This window comes from Segetibacter sp. 3557_3 (genome assembly GCF_004354985.1).
GTDB lineage: Bacteria > Bacteroidota > Bacteroidia > Chitinophagales > Chitinophagaceae > Segetibacter.
This window is the reverse complement of the sequence record NZ_SMSK01000023.1, coordinates 37,008-55,833: the sequence shown is the minus strand read 5'-3', so window position 1 is coordinate 55,833 and position 18,826 is coordinate 37,008. Positions and strand designations below refer to the sequence as shown.

Genomic DNA, 18,826 nt, shown 5'->3' with positions numbered 1-18,826 from the left:
TCTTATACTTTAGCGCCTCTGGCTAAACCGGGATCGTTCAAATTCGTTGGTACATTCTTAACGCGGCTTTTGGCCTCTGTCCGTTAAATAAAGCAATAAATGGCTGTGGTAGTTAGTTAGTATATGACAAAAATATTCTAATGAAAACTCCACCAACCAACGCATTCAAACCCTTGTTTACTTACCTGTTTACCACAATGCTCTTAAGTTGTAGCAATAAGATGAAGGAAGTTGTTGCACCAGCCGGCATTACAAACAAGGTTGTTTCAGCTACAACTCAAAATTCGTTTGAAGTCAGTCCAGCCAGTAGAACAAAGATCCCGGTTACCCAGGCAACTAAGTACACCATATTTGCCGGCCAGCATTATTGCACACCAAACCTGCTAAAATTTGTTACGCTTAGCGAGATGAGGTTTTCTGCCGTTTTCGACGTATCCGCCGTCTACAATCTTGACAATTTCAACCAGTATGACATTAATAAACTCTACGGTTTTTCGGAGGGTTTTGATCACCATCGCAATAGTGCACGTATCGGCTGGAGATGGAGTGACGGGCAGTTACGACTGTTTGCTTATGCGTACAATAATGGTATTGTTGCTTCCCGTGAAATTACAACTGTAGCCATTGGTGCAGAAAACATCTGCAGCATCAAACTCGCAGGCAATACCTATGTATTCACTGTTAACGGGATCTCTGTAGTATTGGAGCGGGCGGCCTCATCGTCCACGGCATCCGGCTACCAGTTATACCCCTACTTCGGTGGTGATGAAGTAGCGCCACATAATATTTCGATATCAATCAAAAACCTATAAAGCCTCTACCGATTGAAGGGGCGTTCGCACACAGATGACACAGAAATGCACAGAAAAATGGAAACTCATCTGTGTGCATCCGTGTTTTCTGTGTGCTATTTTTTGTTCTCACAGATTGCCCAGAAATCCTCAGAGAATATAGTTAAATCATCTGGGCTCATCCATGTCTCCTGTGCGCTATAGGTTTCCTCTGGCTTTCATCTGTGTGCATCCGTGTCTTCCGTGTGCTATGAGTTTTCTCTCGATTTCATCTGTGAACATCCGTGGTTTCTGTGTGCAATGGGTTTTCTCTCGCTTTCATCCGTATCTTCTATGTGAAACCCGTGTTCGAATGCTTATACATCCATAAACTCCCACGCACTCTGGTAGGCGTTTACGCTTTCTGCATAGCTGATGAAATTGCTGTAAAAAGGAAGTTGGCTTAGTGTGGCACTGTCGCCGATAACCACCAGCTTTTTTCTCGCCCGGGTCATCGCAACATTCATTCGCCTGATATCGGACAAGAACCCAATTACACCCTCAGCATTCGAGCGTGTCATACTAATGTAGATGATATCACGCTCCTGCCCCTGGAAGCTGTCGATGGTGTTGATGGTAATCTTGTTTGCATACGGTAACAGTGCTGGTTCTGCAATTAACAGCTCTTTCAAAAACAGAATTTGTTGTTTGTATGGAGAGATAATGCCGATTGTCGGAAACTTTTCGGAACCATAGTGGTTGCCTAACATCGTTACAACGGCATTCAGGTGTTTAAATAGGAACGCGGCTTCTTCGGGGTTGCTGATACTGGTGCCTTCTAACTTTTCATCAAAACTGCAGCCCGCGGTATCAATAAACACGAGCGGCGCATCTCCATTGAATAACTGGTGATTTGCGACGGACTCATGTGCCTTAAGTTTATCCTGGTAAAACACACGCCCTGAATAGTGCATAATGACCTTATTCATCCGGTATTGTTCTTCCAGCAAAACCACGCTTTCCGGATGAAGCGCCACTGCCTTTTCCAACAAGGTGCATCCCAAGCCATTTTTTTCGGCTTCGTACGATTTGATGGTAGGTGGCAATTGAAAGTGATCCCCCGCAAGCACCAGCTTTTTACCTTTCAGAATCGGTATCCAACAGGCGGGTTCAAGTGCCTGCCCGGCTTCATCAATGACTACCGTTTGGTAGCTAAGGTTCCGAACCGTGTAGTGGTTTGCGCCAACAAGTGTTGCAGCAATGATGTCAGCCCTGGAAACCAGGTCGTCGATAATGTACTGCTCTGTGTTGGCAACTTCCTTCATAATCTTATGCGCTTCGTCGAACAGTGCCTTTCGTTGGTCGCGTTCAGCCTTTCCAAAATTACGTTTGTACTTGTGCGCCATGTTTTTATACTCTGCAGCCTGTTTCTTCAGCTTACGAATTTCCTTCATGGCGTTGTGTTCGGCCATACGGGCATCAAGTGTTAACGACATCAGCCTTTCAGAAACGCGTGTTGGATTGCCTACGCGCAATACATAAAGCCCTTCGTCTGAAAGCTTCTCACTTAAGAGGCCAACAGCAGTATTACTTGGTGCAACCACCAAAATTTTTTGCCGGTTCTGCGCAATCATTGCCTTAACCGCCTGTACAATGGTCGTGGTTTTACCTGTACCCGGAGGACCATGCACTATCGCAAGGTCATTGGCTTGTATGATCTTGTCTACGGCCTCCTGTTGTACCTGGTTAAGCGTGCCAACTGGCGGTACTGCGAGGTCAGCATCAAATTCGGGAGACCTTTCTCCCGTAAGTACCCGGATGAGCCGATCGTCTTTTTCTTTGTGCGCAATAACCTGTGCCAGCCTTAAGGCATTTTGCATTTCGTCGTAGCTATTGTCATCGAACAGGAGGTCGATGCCCAATTTTCCATCTCCTGCCCATTCGGGGAGCTCATCGGTACGTAAGGTGATTTTTAACCGATTGCCACCCTGGAAGCCAATCACACCTTCAATATTGGCATTTTTTGGATCGTGGTTCGAAAAGAGCACTGCGGAAACACCAAATCTTAACTGGTGACTGATGTCCTGGTGTGTTGTACGCTCGACTTCAACAGTGAGATAGTCACCCCGGCTTAGCTCTGTTCCCCGGATTGCGACAGGGTACCAGGTAAACCCGTTTTCTCTTCGCTCCTGCACAGATGCGTTCCTGGTGTATTGCAAATAGGCTTTCCTGTCTTCTTCACGTTCGGTGTTGAGCAATGCGGCAAGGCGCTTGAAATAATCCATACGCAAAGGTATGCCGACGCCAAAAAGGCAACACAGATTTAGCCGTTGCTCCTCTAAAAAAACAGGGTGTTTAATCTTTAAACAAGAGCGCGCTGAAAGCCTCGACAGCTTGTAAGTATTCAGCTAACTTGATGAAAAAATTATATGTATTTAGTCGGCAATGTTATAAATTAGTAATGCGATTGCTTAAGGTAGCACAACACTCATTTGCGCTACTTCCTGCAATCGATTCCACACTGCCGGTTGCAGGCAATTACCGACACAACTGCACGGTGATATTGCGGAGCTTATAAGCGATTACCAATAACCGACACTATGTTTATCATTCCTCGCACCAGGTTGCCGGTACCCCTTGTACATGGACCCTAACAGAAGCATTTACAGCAACGCTTTTATCCATTAATCTTAATTCTGCTATATGAAACTATGTTTACGATTTAACACACCTATCCTAATACTACTCACTTGTATATGCCTGGTTTTTACAACAACCCTAAGCGTGGCACAGGAACGAAGAATTACAGGGACCGTCACCTCGGGAACGGACAATAAGCCACTCGCGGGCGCCTCGGTGGAAGTAAAAGGAACTACTGTTGGTACAACTACTGATCCTTCAGGCAACTTTTCCATTACTGCCAGTACTGGCGCAACCCTCGTGATTGGCTATGTTGGTTTTGCAAACCAGGAAATAGTGGTGGGAAGCAATTCCACCATAAACATTACGCTTCAAGGTGCCAATGCCTCCATGAACGAAGTTGTAGTGATCGGGTACCAGAGTGTAAGGCGTCGCGACCTTACAGGTGCAACCGGAATTGTTAATACGCAAAACACCGAACGACTGGTATCGCGATCGCTGCCCGAGCAATTACAAGGTATGTCACCAGGGGTAGTTGTTCGAACAGGAGGGCAGCCCGGCCAGGAGGCTGTGGTGAATATCCGGGGTCTTGGTACATTCACGGGAAATGCTAACCCGCTGTACATCATCGATGGCATGTACTCCGACCCAAATACAACCGTTAACCCGGATGATGTAGCAACTATCCAGGTTTTGAAAGATGCATCTGCAGCGGCCATCTATGGCTCACGTGCAGCAAATGGTGTGATTATCATCACCACCAAACGGGGCAAAGAAGGCGATATGAAGGTTAATGTTTCATCCAGGTACAGCATTAGCCAGCTTCCAAAACGGTATGATATGATGAACGGCAATGAGTTCGTTGCTACCAACAAAGCGGCATACCAGGCTGCTGGGTACGCCTTGCAACCTGCGGTTGCAAATTACAATGGCATCAACACTAACTGGGCTGATGAAGCCATTCGCACCGGCGCCATACAAGACCACACGGTTTCACTTTCGGGAGGCACACGCAACTCGAACTACTTCATCTCCGGTTCGTATTTCAAAGACATCGGCACCCTTATCGCACGCGACTTTGAACGGTCATCACTTCGGATCAATACCGAAACCTCCCGTGGCAGGTTCAAATTTGGTGAGAATCTGATGATTTCAAACTCACTGCGAAACTCTCCTTACGAAAGCAACTATCCAACACTTAATAATTTTGAAGTCGGGAATCCCTGGTACGACCTATGGAACAACTTGCCCATAATACCGGTTAGCGACGCCGCGCTTGCAAGCAATTCAAACCCGGGGGGCTGGGGAATGGGTTCGCCGAATGCCCGCACTTTCTCCCGCAACTTCGTGGCGATATCCGATATCACTTCCGTTCGTACCAGCTATTTTAAAGTTCTCGGAAACGCGTTCCTCGACTTCCGGCTTTTCCCCTGGCTGACTTACCGTTTTAATGCCGGTGTGGAAACCAGCTTTGATCGCGCACGTTCCTTGCGAAAAGAAGGGGTTTGGTATTGGAACATGTCGCAAAAGCCCAGCGAGGTAATCGAAAACCGCTCGCAATTTCTTAACCTGCTGTTTGAGCACACCGTGAACTTCAACCGGAAATGGGGTAATCATAGCATTAATGGTGTGCTGGGTTATACCGAACAAACCATCCGTCGCGACAACTCCTCGGGTGGACGATCAAACCTGAGCCAGTCTAACGGGCAATACTTTACCACCATCACTTCAGCCAATGGTTCACCGCTTGCATTTGGTTCGAATGAACAAACACTGATCAATTCTTATTTAGGCAGGTTAATCTATAACTACAACGACCGTTACCTGGCCACGTTTACGTTCCGGTCAGATAAAGACTCCCGTTTTTCACCGGCATACCGTACCGGGTTCTTCCCTTCAGCTGCAGTTGGCTGGAACATTCACAACGAAAAGTTCTTTAATGTAAATTGGATATCCAGCCTTAAACTACGGGCGAGCTATGGTGAACTGGGTGCAGCAAACCTTGGTAACTACCAGTTCACGGGTTTCTTGAACCAGGGTCCCCGGGCTGTATTTGGCTCAGGGCAAACCGAACAAAACGGAGCTACCCAGGCCCGGCTTGTTGCAGCAGATCTTCGATGGGAAAGCAAGACAACCACTAACGTGGGTCTTGATGCCTCCTTGTTGAATAACAGGTTCAACGTGACGCTGGATGTTTTCAGATCCATTTCGAACGACGTTCTTGTTGAGCAACCACTTCCACGTTACCTCGGCAACCTTGGTGGAAACCCACTCGTTAATATTGGGTCTATACGAAACCAGGGTGTAGAACTCGAGTTAGGATACCGTCACTCCGGCAGCGGTGATTTTACCTGGAGCCTCTCCGGTAATGTGAGTGTTATTCGCAATAAGGTGCTTTCGCTTGGAAGCCTTGGCACCGACCCTGTGACCGGTCTTGAAAGAAATTACATCCAGTCGGGCAATACCCGTTCGCAGGTGGGTCGTTCCATTGGTGAGTACTTTGTGCTCCGTACTGATGGCATTTTTCAAAACCAGAAAGAAATCGAAGACCACAAGGCGCAGGCGAGGTATGCTAAGCCTGGCGACATCAGGTATGTGAATGTGGTGAATGGTGGAACCAATGATGATATTAACGACCAGGACCGGCAGTTTGCAGGATCTCCCTGGCCAAAGTTTACCACGGGCGTTCAGTTTAATTCCACGTGGAAGAACCTGTCGTTTAACCTGCAATTGTACGGGTCTTTCGGCCAGCAACTCTACAATGATGTACTCCGCGACCTCGATGCTATGGGGTATTCAAACTATCGCAGGGATATCAATCCGTGGTCCTCTACCAATACCAACACGAACTTCCCACGGCTCGGTGTTTCCTATTCAACCGGGCTGGCCGGTGATCCGGCAGTTGACCAGGGCATTGTTTCAAACGTACGCGGAAATACAAACAGGTGGATAGAAAGTGGAAGCTACCTTAGGGTACGTAACCTCGAAATCGGTTACCTGCTCCCCAAGTCGCTGCTCAGCCGGCTTAGCGTGGCGAATTCACGAATATTTGTAAGCGGTCAAAACCTGCTGACGTTTACCAATTACTCAGGGCTTGACCCGGATGTTGTAGGAGCCAATGCAAACCTCGAACCCGGGGTAGACAATGGTAATTATCCTTCTTCCCGGATATTTACTGTCGGTATCAACGTGGGATTCTAAAACGCCTGTTCATTTAAAAATTGCCATCATGTACAAACTTTTAATAACAATTATTATTGCTACCGGGCTGCTCAGCTCGTGTAAACGAAACTTCGACGAACCGAACCCCAATGCGCTAACCATCCAGAATTTCTGGGTCTCACAAAACGATGCAGTGAGAGGGGTAAATGCCATTTATAGTACCCTTCGCCGGCAGGCATCGGTTTATTCGCGCTGGATGTTTTATCATCGTATTCTCAGGGCCGACGAGGGCTTTGGCTCTGGTGGAGACGGCGGTTTAAACAACCTGATGAGTTTTGTTCAAACGGACTATAACCATCCGCTAACGGCAGAAACCTGGCAGAATTTATATGTGGGAGTATTCCGGGCTAACCAGGCCATTGCCAACATACCAAAAATCAATATGGATGAAGCCCTGAAAAGAAGGTTGATAGCGGAAGCGAAATTTATGCGTGGGCTCTTCTACTTCGACCTGACACTTTTCTGGGGTCGCCCGCCCTTGATGCTAACGCCATCAGCACCGACCGATCAGCCGGCAAATGCCACCAATGAGGAAGCATGGGCGCAGGTGATCAAAGATTTTACTGAAGCTGCAGCAGATCTTCCTGAAAGTTATGCGGCCACACCGACTGAAATAGGCAGGGCAACCAAAGGTGCTGCTTATGCTTTTATCGGAAAGGCAAACCTGCAACAAAACAAATATCAACAGGCAGTAGACGCGCTGAACTGGCTGGTTGAAGGACCAGGTAAAACGTTATACGGCCTCATGCCAAACTACCGTAGCAACTTCATCATCACAAGCGAAAACAATATGGAGTCGGTGTTTGAGATACAATACGCATTTAAAGCAACTGAGAACGGCGACGATGACATCAATGAGACCATTAATCTTAACTCAGGAGCTTCTATCGCAAAGTTTTTTGGGCCCTCCGGGATTGGTTTCAACGATGGTGCCGCCCGTAAGCGGTGGCTGGTTGATACTTTTCTGCTGGAGAGAACGGCAACGGGACAAAGGGATCCGAGGTTAGCGGCTTCATTCATTTTTGACTCTGCTGATGAACGTGGTGCTAACTTTTCTATGATATATGGCAAGTCGTTCGCCGATTGGGGACTGCCCTCAGGAAATATGTGGTTTCGTAAACTGCTAAACGATAGCACCCGGACTGAAGAAGGATTTAGCTCAGGAAATAATTACCGGATGATCAGGTATGCAGATGTACTACTTATGTATGCAGAAGCATTAAACGGAATAGGCCAAACGACCAATGCTTACCAGTATGTAAACCGGGTAAGAAACCGTGTCGGGATTGCTCCGTTACCTCCAGGATTCAGCCAGGCCCGTTTTCTATCTCAAATAAAACACGAACGTATCCTTGAACTTTCAGGCGAAGGATGGCGGTGGGCTGACCTTTTGCGCTGGGGAGAACTTAGCTCAGACCTCAGGTCGCGGGATCCTGAGTTTACCAACTTTGTAAAAGGCAAACACGAGTATTATCCGATTCCACAATCAGACATTGACCTTAATCCGAACCTGAAACAAAATCCCGGCTATTAACTTCCTGGCCTATTGCCGGAAGGGTGGAGTGGGTCGGTTTACATGATGTATGTTGCCGACCCGTTCAACTTCATCATTGCCGCTAGCAAGGAAAAGGATCAATGGTATACGCTAATCTGGTTATTGTATAACACGCTATATCGTTCGAGCAAGAGCTCCTGGCGAGACGCAGGTCGTTTTATGAAAATTCCTGCACCTTACTAAGCTGCTTTTGAAGGAACATTGAAAATTCAAACCTCACTGTATTCTTACTGTATAAGAGTGCTTAAATGGCCGTCGCCACTAAGGCAAAGACAAGAAACTAAACCTATGAAACAGGTATTCTCTATATTTTTTGCAACGATCCTACTTTCTGTACCTGCTTGTAAAAAAGGTAGCAATCCTTATGTGCCGCCGCCTTATGTTGCGCCACGGGATAGCACCTTTACAAACCCATTATTGTCTAGCGGAGCAGATCCCTGGGTGTATCAAAAGGATAGTTTCTATTACTACACTAATACGCTGGGTGACAAAATTCAACTGTGGCGTACAAAATCAATGTCGCAATTGGGTAAAGCCACGGTAACCACTATCTGGACAAAGCCCGGCACCGGGGCGAACTCGCAAAATGTTTGGGCTCCCGAGCTTTGGTTTCTTGATAGTAAATGGTATGCTTATTATACGGCAGGATCGTCAACCGACTTAAGCAGCCAGCGTATGTTTGTTTTAGAAAATAGCTCTGCTGATCCGCTTACCGGCACATGGGTAGACAAAGGCAAGATTGCTGACCCAGCTGCCGATTATTTTGCCATTGACGCAACTGTACTTGAACACAACAACAAACGTTATCTCTTATGGAGCGGTCACACGTCGGCGAGTGACGATAACCAACACCTATACATCGCTCAGCTATCAAACCCGTGGACCCTCAGCACCAGTCGCACAATGATATCTTCGCCGCAATATGCATGGGAGCGTCTTGGCGCACCACCCGCAGTTAATGAAGGACCGGAAATTTTAAAAAGCAGCACTGGTCGGGTCTTCCTTACTTATTCGGCATCGGGCTGCTGGACAGATGACTACTCTCTGGGTTTATTAACTCTACGCGACGGAGGTGATCCCCTGGTTGCAGCTGACTGGATAAAAACACCCCAACCTGTATTTACTAAAAGTACTACCAGCCAGGCTTATGGCCCAGGACACAACGGCTTTTTTAAATCACCCGATAGAACCGAAGACTGGATTATCTATCATGCAAACCCGCAATCGGGACAGGGTTGCAACCCCAGCAGGAATCCAAGAATACAAAAGTTTACCTGGCGAACAGATGGCACACCGGATTTTGGGCAACCTGTACCAATTGGAACGAAATTGCTTCGTCCTTCGGGTGAAAAAGATTAAACCAGGTAAACAGGCTGGCTTTGTCATTTGATGTAATTTCAGGCAGGCTTTACCCGGCAACCTGCCCATAGCTGAATTATACAAAATCAGCTATGGGTTAATTAGCTTTTAGCGCTGCCGCGCTGATGTCAAATAGGGTGTTTTAATCCGATGCTATAAAAGGCTGCAGATGAACTGAGCGTAGCAACGATGAATCATTATTAACGAATGCTTGTCCCAAAAAAAAATACCTCTAAGCGCACGAGTTTATACCTGGTCGGTCACCGCCGGCATTTGTACCTGATGTGGTTGCTCCTGCTCTGCTTTAACTGCAATGTTCAACGGCAGCCGGAAAGCCGAACAACCAAAACATTTACCAATCCGCTGCTTCCGCGCGGAGCCGATCCCTGGAGTATTTTTAAAGATGGTTTTTACTATTATACCCATACTTTGTCGGACAGCCTGGTGATTTATAAAACAAGTAACCTGGCTGACCTGGCAACCGCTGAGCGAAAAACGGTTTACGTGCCCCCTAAAAATACGGCTTATTCGAAGCAGTTGTGGGCACCCGAAATCCATTTTATTGGTGGTAAATGGTATATGTACTTTGCCGCAGATGATGGGAAAAACGAAAACCACCGGATGTATGTTTTGGAAAATGCTTCGGCTGATCCGCTAAGCGGTACCTGGACCTTTAAAGGACAGGTAACCGATAAATTGAACCGGTGGGCAATTGATGGTTCTGTATTTCAACTCGACAAACAACTGTATATGGTTTGGAGTGGTTGGGATGGAGAACGTAACGGGCAACAGGACATTTATATTGCAAAGATGTTGAACCCGTGGACGATTGTTGGCGACAGGGTGCGTATTTCGAGTCCCACGTATACCTGGGAAAAACATGGGGAACTCCGCGACAATAATAATCCACCAAACGTATATGTAAATGAGGGACCCCAGATACTGCTACACAATAAGGATTTTTTTTTATTGTATTCGGCAAGTGGATGCTGGACCGACCAGTACGTGCTTGGAATGTTATCAACTAAACGCGGGAACAACCTGCTTGACTCATCGAAGTGGACCAAACACCCGGAACCGGTATTTAAACGCGCTGAAGCAAACAGTGTTTATGCGCCGGGTCATAACTCTTTTTTCAAGTCGCCTGATGGAACCGAAGACTGGATATTGTATCATGCAAACTCAGCCCCCGGCCAGGGATGTGGCAGGTTTCGATCGCCACGGGCACAACGGTTTACCTGGAACTCAGATGGCACACCCAATTTTGGCGAGCCGGTTAAAACTTCCGTACCGCTTGCTATACCATCGGAAAACAAGCCGCGAAAAAATCAGCATCGTTTGCAGTAGCGCGGAGATGTTATACCCTGTTGCTTGTGTATGGCTTGAGGAGTTGTACGCTACGCAAGGCTGGTTCAGCTATGCATCGTAAATACGCCAAAGCATATTACAAGGAACATTGACCCAAATGAATTTATTTATTACACCGGAAAACCCAAAATATGACCAAACAAATTGTTGTAACGCTTATGGCCCTGCTGGCTTATTCTTCTTGCATCTCGCAACGACTGGTGCTGCCAGGTGATCACCCCGACCCATCGGCAGTTCAGATCGGTAATACCTATTGGGCAACCGCAACCACATCCAATTGGTTTCCTGCATTTCCGCTATTACGGTCGGACGATATGGTAAACTGGAATCCGCAGGGATTTGTTTTCACCAAAAAACCCGACTGGGCCGATTACTACTTCTGGGCGCCGGAAATAACCTACGAAAATGGCAAAGTATGGATATACTATTCGGCACATAAGAAAAACGGGAACCTGTGTGTTGGTGTAGCAAGTGCCGATAAACCCGAAGGGCCTTACACCGATCTCGGCCCCCTGATATGCCAGGAGGTTGGCTCTATTGACGGTTTTCCGATGCGCGATGAAAATGGCAAGCTATACCTGGTTTGGAAAGAAGATGCCAACAGTGTTGGAAAGCCAACACCGATTTGGGCGAGCGAAATGAACGAACAAAGGACTGCGCTGATAGGTGAGAAAAAAGAACTTTTCAGAAACGATCAACCCTGGGAGAAGAACCTTGTTGAAGGGGTTTCGATGGTGAAACACAACGGCTATTTCTATGCGATTTATGCCGCTGCGGGATGTTGTGGAAGCGGCTGTGATTATGTTGTTGGAGCCGCAAGATCGAAGTCGCTGTTGGGCCCCTGGGAAAAAGATCCGCGCAACCCGGCAATGGGCAATAAAGGTGATTGGATGTGTCCCGGTCACGGAACCGCCCTGGAAAAAGATGGCAGGTATTTTTTTCTATACCATGCTTACAACAAATATTCACATGCCTATACCGGCCGCGAAGGATTGCTGCGTGAGTTTAAATTTGACAACAACGGCTGGGTTGAATTCGTAGACGAATCAAACAACAAAGCGGCGCAAAAAGAGCGTCTTGTTTCGGATAACTTTAATGCAGGTTCACTTGCCGGTTCATGGCAATGGAGTGTATTCCAGGATGTAGATGCAAACGTGAAAAACGGCCAGCTGCTATTGAAAGCCCTACCCGATGAGTCTGGTGCGTACCTGGGTCAAAAAACATTTAGCGGAGATTACGAGTTGACCGCAAAGGTATTGCTGGGACAAAGCACGGCACTTGCTGGTGTGGCGGCACTTGGCGACGACAAAAACACGGTTGGTTTTTATGGCAACAGGAACAGCTTGCGGATTGTTCGTTTAAAGGACGGAAAGGACAGCACCATAAAAATCGTTTCCAATAAGAACCGCCCGGTTGTTTATATGAAAATGGAGTTTCGCCGGGGGAATATCCGCTTTTTTACGAGTAGCGATGGGAAAAGATACGAAGCTGTACATACGGCTCCGGTAGATGGCAGGTACCTTCCACCATGGGACAGGGCGGTAAGGGCGGGATTGATATCCAGGGGTAATCGCGATAAGGTTGCCGTATTTGATGACTTCCGGATCAGGAGCCTTGAACCACAAGCGGAAGCTTTGTCGGCACGATAACGCAGCACTTAAAGGTTGTAATGATACACAATAACGAAAGCGCCGGGGGCTCCCTGGCGCTTTCGTTATTTAGCAATGATTGCTGGTTAGTCCGCTTTACCCCGGTTGATCCCTTCCATTGCTTTCTTCCGGGCATCCTCAGCCTCTTTACCGGAAAGCCGTTCAGCACCGTCGGTTACATTTTGTGCTTCATTGTCCTGGATGGGATTATCCTGGTCATCAGCAGGTAAAGGATCACCATACCTGTTGGGGTTTGTTCCGGCAAATGATGACTGATCATTACCGGTCTGGCTATTCTTTTCATTATCTTTTTCCATAGAAAACGATTTAGTGTTTATTAGCTTATAAAAAATTAATGCCGGTCTTTCGATTCCGGTAAGCAACTGTAAACGGTTTCGAGTGCCTGCTTATAAAGCCTGGGTTCGCCGGACGTAATCCGCTTTAGCAGCGATAGATACTCGGGTAAAAAACGTTGTGCAAAATCAGGATCTTTTTCAGCTATCTCAGGTGCGTTGTCTATGATATCGGCATATTTGATTGTTTGTGCTTCGTCGCTGGCTTTTTCAAGCCGGGCCGCTTCTTTCATTTTTCTTTTTCGCCGGTTCCAATGTGGGTACCTTGGTTTGATGTAAACATCCGTGAGTTCCTCCACCAGGCTAACAGTGTGGGCTGCCTGCTCCTCTGTCATTACTTCTTCGAGAAAAGCATGCAACTGTTCCCTGGTTACGCTTGTATCTTCAAGCACATCGTGTAATAATGCCGCAGCAAGAACGGTGATATCATTTGTGAATTGCCTGCACGTTTGCATAACACGTATTGGATGAACAATGTAGGGATCCTGACTATACCTGCGCACTTGTTCACCGTGTGACTGATGAGCAAACCTTTTTATTTTTTCCAAAACTTCTTCCATGCTGTTACAATGAAATGTTTACCCTGCTTGTTAAAGCTTCCGGCGGCAAATCCGGTAATTGGTTATTCCGCTACCGTGGTGGCTGCTTTTCGCAATTGCTGATAGGCACAAACGATTGTATAATCTGTGTTTTTGCATACCGCGTTAAAGCATACCAGGCCGGGGTTGTTCAGATAATGGTTGTCTTTACAAGGGTAGCAAGGTGAATGAGATCTCTATAGCCCGCGAAAAATTAGTGCCAAACCCGTTCGATACCGAGGTTGAAATCTTTTGCTTTTTCAGGCTCCAATTCGATGTTGTATTGCAATACGTTAACACCCTACTTGTGGTACCAGGTAAAGTAACAGTAACCCCGTTCCTCTAATTGGGGGAGTAGATGTATACTAACACAAACGATTAAGTTGGGTATTCTGTAGAACGATGTATACGTTAGTAAGGTTGAAGCGGGAATGAAAGTGGTTGTTTTACATCAACGATAGTGCAGCCAATCCTGCATCGCTTCCTTATGCCGCCCCGGCTGATCAATACGTAAAAAGTGATCCGGCTTATCAATGTTAGCGCGTAAGTGTTGTTTAACCGGGTATGTTGGGACCGGATTTATTGGCGCATACCAACAACTAGTTTGTAGTTGGATAACCCTTGTCGATCCAATCTTTTTTGATGTTGTTGGGAATGTTCAACAGCTGGTATCCGGTGAATTGCATTTGCTTAAGCATATCTATCGCAGGTCGAACGTTTGGGCAATGTTCAAACGGGCAACATCCACAATAAATAACAATTCCCGCTTGCTTCGAAACACCTGCAAGTTCCTTTTTCAGTTTGCCAATACCTTCAGCATTGTTTACCATACCAACATTAACCGACCCGGGAATTGGCGCACCGGGACCAACACTGATAATGACCGGAACATCCCGTTTATCGGTAATCATTTTTGCCAGGGCCGCGGGCTCGATCAATTGTTTACTGGTCCAGTTTTCCGCAGCCTGGCTCCACCCGGGAAGCCCTGCCAGCATGAACAAAAACAACATGCAAAGTAGTTTCAGCAATCTTTGCTTTAGCACCGTTGAATGTACTTGCTGATGGCATACTAACATCTTCATGATTATTGCTTGTTTTATCGTGCTGGTTGGTGTGTTTAGGGAAGTCAATCAACTGTTTGCGTGGTAAGTAACCCGGTATATCGATTCAACCTGCTTACTTTGATCATCAAAATGTTGGACCAAAAAAAAGCCTTGTAAACATTTGCTTACAAGGCTTTAGGAAGTGGTGTGAGCCGGGATCGAACCGGCGACACAAGGATTTTCAGTCCTTTGCTCTACCAACTGAGCTACCGCACCGCCTTTTCCCTTTCGGGACTGCAAATATAGGAGCGAAAAGCAAAAATGAAAAACATTTTTTGCAGGTCTTCAAACTTTTTCAGGAACAATTCAGCGCTCATCTCCTGGTTGAAAATGATTCCAACGAACCGGGCATGGATGATCGTTATGCCTAAAACTCGCAATTGCGTGGTGTTCTTGCGAAAGGAATGACGTCGCGAATGTTTGTCATACCAGTTAAAAACAAAACCAGGCGTTCGAAGCCCAATCCAAATCCTGCATGCGGTACGGTGCCAAACCTGCGGGTGTCGAGATACCAGCTTAATTCTTCTGCAGGAATATGCATTTGTGCCATTTTCTCTTCAAGTTTTTCCAAGCGTTCCTCACGCTGGCTTCCACCTACGATTTCTCCAATACCGGGTGCAAGAATATCCATTGCAGCAACTGTTTTTCCGTCATCATTTTGCCGCATGTAAAACGCCTTTATCTCTTTTGGATAGGCCGTTACAATCACAGGCTTTTTAAAGTGCTTTTCAACAAGGTAACGTTCATGTTCGCTTTGCAGGTCAGTACCCCATTGTATATCGTAAGTAAACTTCTTCTTTTTGTAAGCAGGACTTTCCAGCAATATATCTATCGCTTCTGTATAGGTGATCCGTTCGAAAGCATTGTTCAGCACAAATTCAAGCTTTTCAATCAGGCCAAGTTCACTTCTTTCCGCCTGTGGCTTCTGCTTTTCCTCTTCCTGTAATCGCTGCGCCAGGAACTCCAGGTCTTCGCGATTATTTACCATCACGTATCCAATCAGGTATTTCAATAGGGCCTCTGCAAGGTTCATATTGTCTTCAAGGTCGCTGAAGGCCATCTCGGGTTCAATCATCCAAAACTCGGCAAGGTGGCGGGTAGTGTTTGAGTTTTCTGCACGGAACGTTGGGCCGAATGTATAGATCTCTGCAAAGGCCATTGCACCAAGTTCACCTTCCAACTGCCCGCTTACAGTAAGGTTTGTGCTCTTGCCAAAAAAGTCTTCTTTAAAGTTTACGGATCCGTCATCGTTGCGGGGCGGGTTATCAAAAGGCAGGGTGGTAACCCTGAACATTTCTCCTGCACCTTCCGCATCTGAGGCCGTAATTACCGGTGTGTGCAGGTATAAAAATCCGCGGTCATTGAAGAATTTATGTATGGCAAAAGCAAGAGAATGCCGTATCCTGAAAACAGATCCAAATGTATTTGTCCGGAAACGCAGGTGAGCCTTTTCACGAAGGAACTCAAGGCTATGTTTTTTTGGCTGAAGCGGGTATTTCTCGGCGTCGCTGTCACCAAGGATCTCAATGGTTTGGGCCTTAACTTCATATTTCTGCCCTTTGCCCAACGAGGCAACAACTTCGCCGGTTACCTTTAACGATGCACCTGTGGTGATTCTTTTTAGTGTTGCTTCATCAAGCAATCCAAGTTCTACAACTACCTGCAGGTTATTGTTGGTACTCCCATCGTTGAGTGCAATAAACTGGTTATTGCGAAAAGTACGCACCCAACCCATTACCACTACCTGCCTGCCAGTCGATTCAGACTGCAACAGTTCTTTAATTTTCACCCGGTTGTTAAACATGATCGTTGCTTTTGAGGTTGGCAAAGATAAGGTGAGGAGTGAAGTTTCGATGTGTAACACAACCGAAATAGGATTGCATCGGCCAAGGTATTTCAACGAGTATTGATCCGGAACCCGCGCAATTTATCAACAAATAAAGTTTCAAAAAGAAGGCGCTGAATTACCGTTGAACACCTCCTGTTTGGTGCCCGAAATGGTGCAACATGGCTGATCAGTTTACTACATTAGCCCTGAAAACAGCAGAAAACAAGGCCGAACATTTGCCCTGGCAATCTGTTAAACATTGGGTACTCCATAGCCCCGGGTGGATTTAAGCGGTCGTCCACAGTGTAGAAAGACTTACGTAACGTTTTGATTTGCAACGCATCACAGGATTAAAGCTTACTTAAAATCCGGTGGCATGAAATATGTATTTATTTTCAGCGTTATCTTACATGGGCCAGTAGAGCCGCGTTTTTGCCAGGCAGAAGTATATATAATTTTTAGTTGTAATTACGTAAAAATTCCGTAAATCTTTTTGTTTTACAATTTTGTACCGTAACGTTGCATAAGAATTCGACTCTGATAAATCGCACTACTCTTTAGCTCATCAGTTTTCAGGATTTATCCCATCAATTTTATTCAACATTTTCCTTTCTATTGAACGTTTTGAGTTTAACTATCAAAAATATTTATGTACGACATTTCGCAATTGAACGATATGCTTGTTCCAGAACTCTTGGATATAGCAGATCAACTCAGCATTCCCCATGCTAAAAAACTTGAAAAACAAGATCTTATCTATAAAATAGTAGACCGCCAGGCTGAAACTCCCACCGATAGAAAAGAAGCTGTTCCGGAAAAAGGCAGAAGGAAAAGAATTATCAAAACCAACACCAGCAACGTTACTGAAGAAGCAGAAGTGGTATCAGGCCAGAATGGTGTTGCACACAAAGAAAAAAACAACAATAACAGAACAAATGATATCGTGCGTGCTCCTGAGCCCGCAAGAGTTGCAGAAGAATCACGCAATACGGTTCAAAAACGTGGACGTAAGCCAAAGGCAAAAGAAGAAGCACCTGCTGAAGAAAATGTAAATACGCAACAGCCTGCACCTGCTCCACGCGAAGATGCGAATACGCAAACCCCTACACCTGAAGCAAATACTGCTGAAATACCGGAAGCCCTTGATGGTGCACCCGTCGTACCACCACAACAGCCCCGCTATCCGCAACAACAACGTCGCGATGCCTCCTTTAATATCGAGTTTGATGGCGTAATCCAGGGTGAAGGTGTGCTTGAAATGATGCCGGACGGTTATGGCTTTCTTCGCTCTTCCGATTACAATTATCTTTCTTCACCCGATGATGTATATGTGTCGCCTTCCCAGATCAAATTATTTGGTCTTAAAACCGGTGATACTGTTTACGGATCTGTTCGCCCGCCAAAAGAAGGCGAAAAATATTTTGCACTGCTTAAGGTAGAAACCATCAATGGTAAAGGTCCGGAAGAAGTACGCGACCGTGTTCCGTTTGATTACCTTACTCCGCTGTTTCCACATGAGAAACTAAACCTGTTTACCAGTCCTACCAATTTTAGCACCCGTATCATCGACCTGTTTACTCCTATCGGTAAAGGTCAGCGCGGACTTATTGTTGCGCAACCTAAGGTGGGTAAAACAATGCTGTTAAAAGAAGTTGCAAATGCAATTGCTGCTAACCATCCCGAGTGCTACCTGATGGTCGTACTGGTTGATGAGCGCCCTGAGGAAGTTACCGACATGGAACGTAGTGTAAAGGCAGAGGTCATTGCATCAACTTTCGATGAGCCTGCGGAAAAACACGTTAAAGTATCCACGATTGCACTTCAAAAAGCAAAGCGCCTGGTTGAGTGCGGACATGATGTGGTAATACTGCTCGATAGCATTACACGTTTGGCAAGGGCACATAATACCGTTGCTCCTGCAAGTGGTAAAGTACTTAGTGGTGGTGTTGAAGCCAATGCAATGCAGAAGCCGAAACAGTTTTTTGGCGCAGCAAGAAAAATTGAAAACGGCGGATCATTAACCATCCTGGCAACCGCGCTTATCGAAACCGGTAGCAAAATGGATGAGGTAATTTTCGAAGAGTTTAAAGGTACCGGTAACATGGAACTTCAACTCGATCGTCGCCTTGCCAACAGGCGTATATTTCCTGCGATCGACCTGGTATCATCTTCAACAAGGAGAGATGACTTGTTACTCGACAGGGAAACACTACAACGCATGAATATTCTTCGCTTATACATCAATGATATGAACACCGAAGAAGCAATGAACGAACTGCTTAAGCGTATGCGCGGAACCAGGGACAACATTGAATTTTTGGCAAGTATGAATGGCTAATAACAATCCCGCTTATTACAAAAGACCACCGCAAGGTGGTTTTTTTGTGCCCGTATAAAAGGA

Annotated in this window: 12 protein-coding genes and 1 tRNA gene; 7 read left to right on the top strand and 6 right to left on the bottom strand. The window is 46.2% G+C overall.

The genetic code is table 11. From position 1 onward, the window contains the following. Positions 1-140 precede the first annotated feature (140 nt). The gene (locus EXU57_RS22775; protein ID WP_133270570.1) at positions 141-812 is read left to right on the top strand and encodes a hypothetical protein; all 672 of its coding nucleotides are present in this window, start codon (positions 141-143) and stop codon (positions 810-812) included. Positions 813-1,147: 335 nt separating this feature from the next. On the opposite strand, the gene EXU57_RS22770 is transcribed toward EXU57_RS22775, so the two are convergent. After that, on the bottom strand, positions 1,148-3,055 hold the full coding sequence (locus EXU57_RS22770; RefSeq protein ID WP_133270569.1) for an AAA domain-containing protein: 1,908 nt from the start codon (positions 3,053-3,055) through the stop codon (positions 1,148-1,150). 418 nt (positions 3,056-3,473) lie between these two features. Between EXU57_RS22770 and EXU57_RS22765 the strand changes: the two genes are divergently transcribed. The 5 genes from EXU57_RS22765 (at position 3,474) to EXU57_RS22745 (ending at position 12,563) form a co-directional block, all read left to right on the top strand. Then, the gene (locus EXU57_RS22765) at positions 3,474-6,611 is read left to right on the top strand and encodes a SusC/RagA family TonB-linked outer membrane protein (RefSeq protein WP_133270568.1); all 3,138 of its coding nucleotides are present in this window, start codon (positions 3,474-3,476) and stop codon (positions 6,609-6,611) included. 28 nt (positions 6,612-6,639) lie between these two features. Next, entirely contained in the window at positions 6,640-8,166 is a 1,527-nt protein-coding gene (locus EXU57_RS22760) for a RagB/SusD family nutrient uptake outer membrane protein (RefSeq protein WP_133270567.1), read from the top strand. 309 nt (positions 8,167-8,475) lie between these two features. Further along, the gene (locus tag EXU57_RS22755; protein ID WP_207955582.1) at positions 8,476-9,546 is read left to right on the top strand and encodes a family 43 glycosylhydrolase; all 1,071 of its coding nucleotides are present in this window, start codon (positions 8,476-8,478) and stop codon (positions 9,544-9,546) included. Between the two features lie 207 nt (positions 9,547-9,753). After that, positions 9,754-10,893, top strand: coding sequence for a family 43 glycosylhydrolase (locus tag EXU57_RS22750; protein ID WP_243745698.1), 1,140 nt, complete (start codon positions 9,754-9,756; stop codon positions 10,891-10,893). A gap of 152 nt (positions 10,894-11,045) precedes the next feature. Beyond that, complete coding sequence (locus EXU57_RS22745) at positions 11,046-12,563, top strand: family 43 glycosylhydrolase (protein WP_133270566.1); 1,518 nt, start codon at positions 11,046-11,048, stop codon at positions 12,561-12,563. 86 nt (positions 12,564-12,649) lie between these two features. On the opposite strand, the gene EXU57_RS22740 is transcribed toward EXU57_RS22745, so the two are convergent. The 5 genes from EXU57_RS22740 to asnS all read right to left on the bottom strand — a co-directional run bounded on the left by EXU57_RS22740 (position 12,650) and on the right by asnS (position 16,401). After that, positions 12,650-12,880 carry a hypothetical protein gene (locus EXU57_RS22740; RefSeq protein WP_133270565.1) on the bottom strand — a complete coding sequence of 77 codons (231 nt, stop codon included), beginning with the start codon at positions 12,878-12,880 and terminating at the stop codon, positions 12,650-12,652. A gap of 35 nt (positions 12,881-12,915) precedes the next feature. Further along, the gene (locus tag EXU57_RS22735; RefSeq protein WP_133270564.1) at positions 12,916-13,476 is read right to left on the bottom strand and encodes an HD domain-containing protein; all 561 of its coding nucleotides are present in this window, start codon (positions 13,474-13,476) and stop codon (positions 12,916-12,918) included. A 617-nt stretch (positions 13,477-14,093) separates the two neighbouring features. Further along, positions 14,094-14,504 carry a rhodanese-like domain-containing protein gene (locus EXU57_RS22730; protein WP_243745697.1) on the bottom strand — a complete coding sequence of 137 codons (411 nt, stop codon included), beginning with the start codon at positions 14,502-14,504 and terminating at the stop codon, positions 14,094-14,096. A 236-nt stretch (positions 14,505-14,740) separates the two neighbouring features. Next, positions 14,741-14,813, bottom strand: a tRNA-Phe gene (locus EXU57_RS22725). 151 nt (positions 14,814-14,964) lie between these two features. Further along, positions 14,965-16,401 (bottom strand): asparagine--tRNA ligase, encoded by a 1,437-nt coding sequence (gene asnS, locus EXU57_RS22720; protein ID WP_133270563.1) that lies wholly within the window; start codon positions 16,399-16,401, stop codon positions 14,965-14,967. A 673-nt stretch (positions 16,402-17,074) separates the two neighbouring features. On the opposite strand from asnS, the gene rho reads away from it, so the two are divergent. After that, positions 17,075-18,763, top strand: coding sequence for a transcription termination factor Rho (rho, locus tag EXU57_RS22715; RefSeq protein ID WP_133270562.1), 1,689 nt, complete (start codon positions 17,075-17,077; stop codon positions 18,761-18,763). The last annotated feature ends 63 nt before the right edge of the window (positions 18,764-18,826 follow it).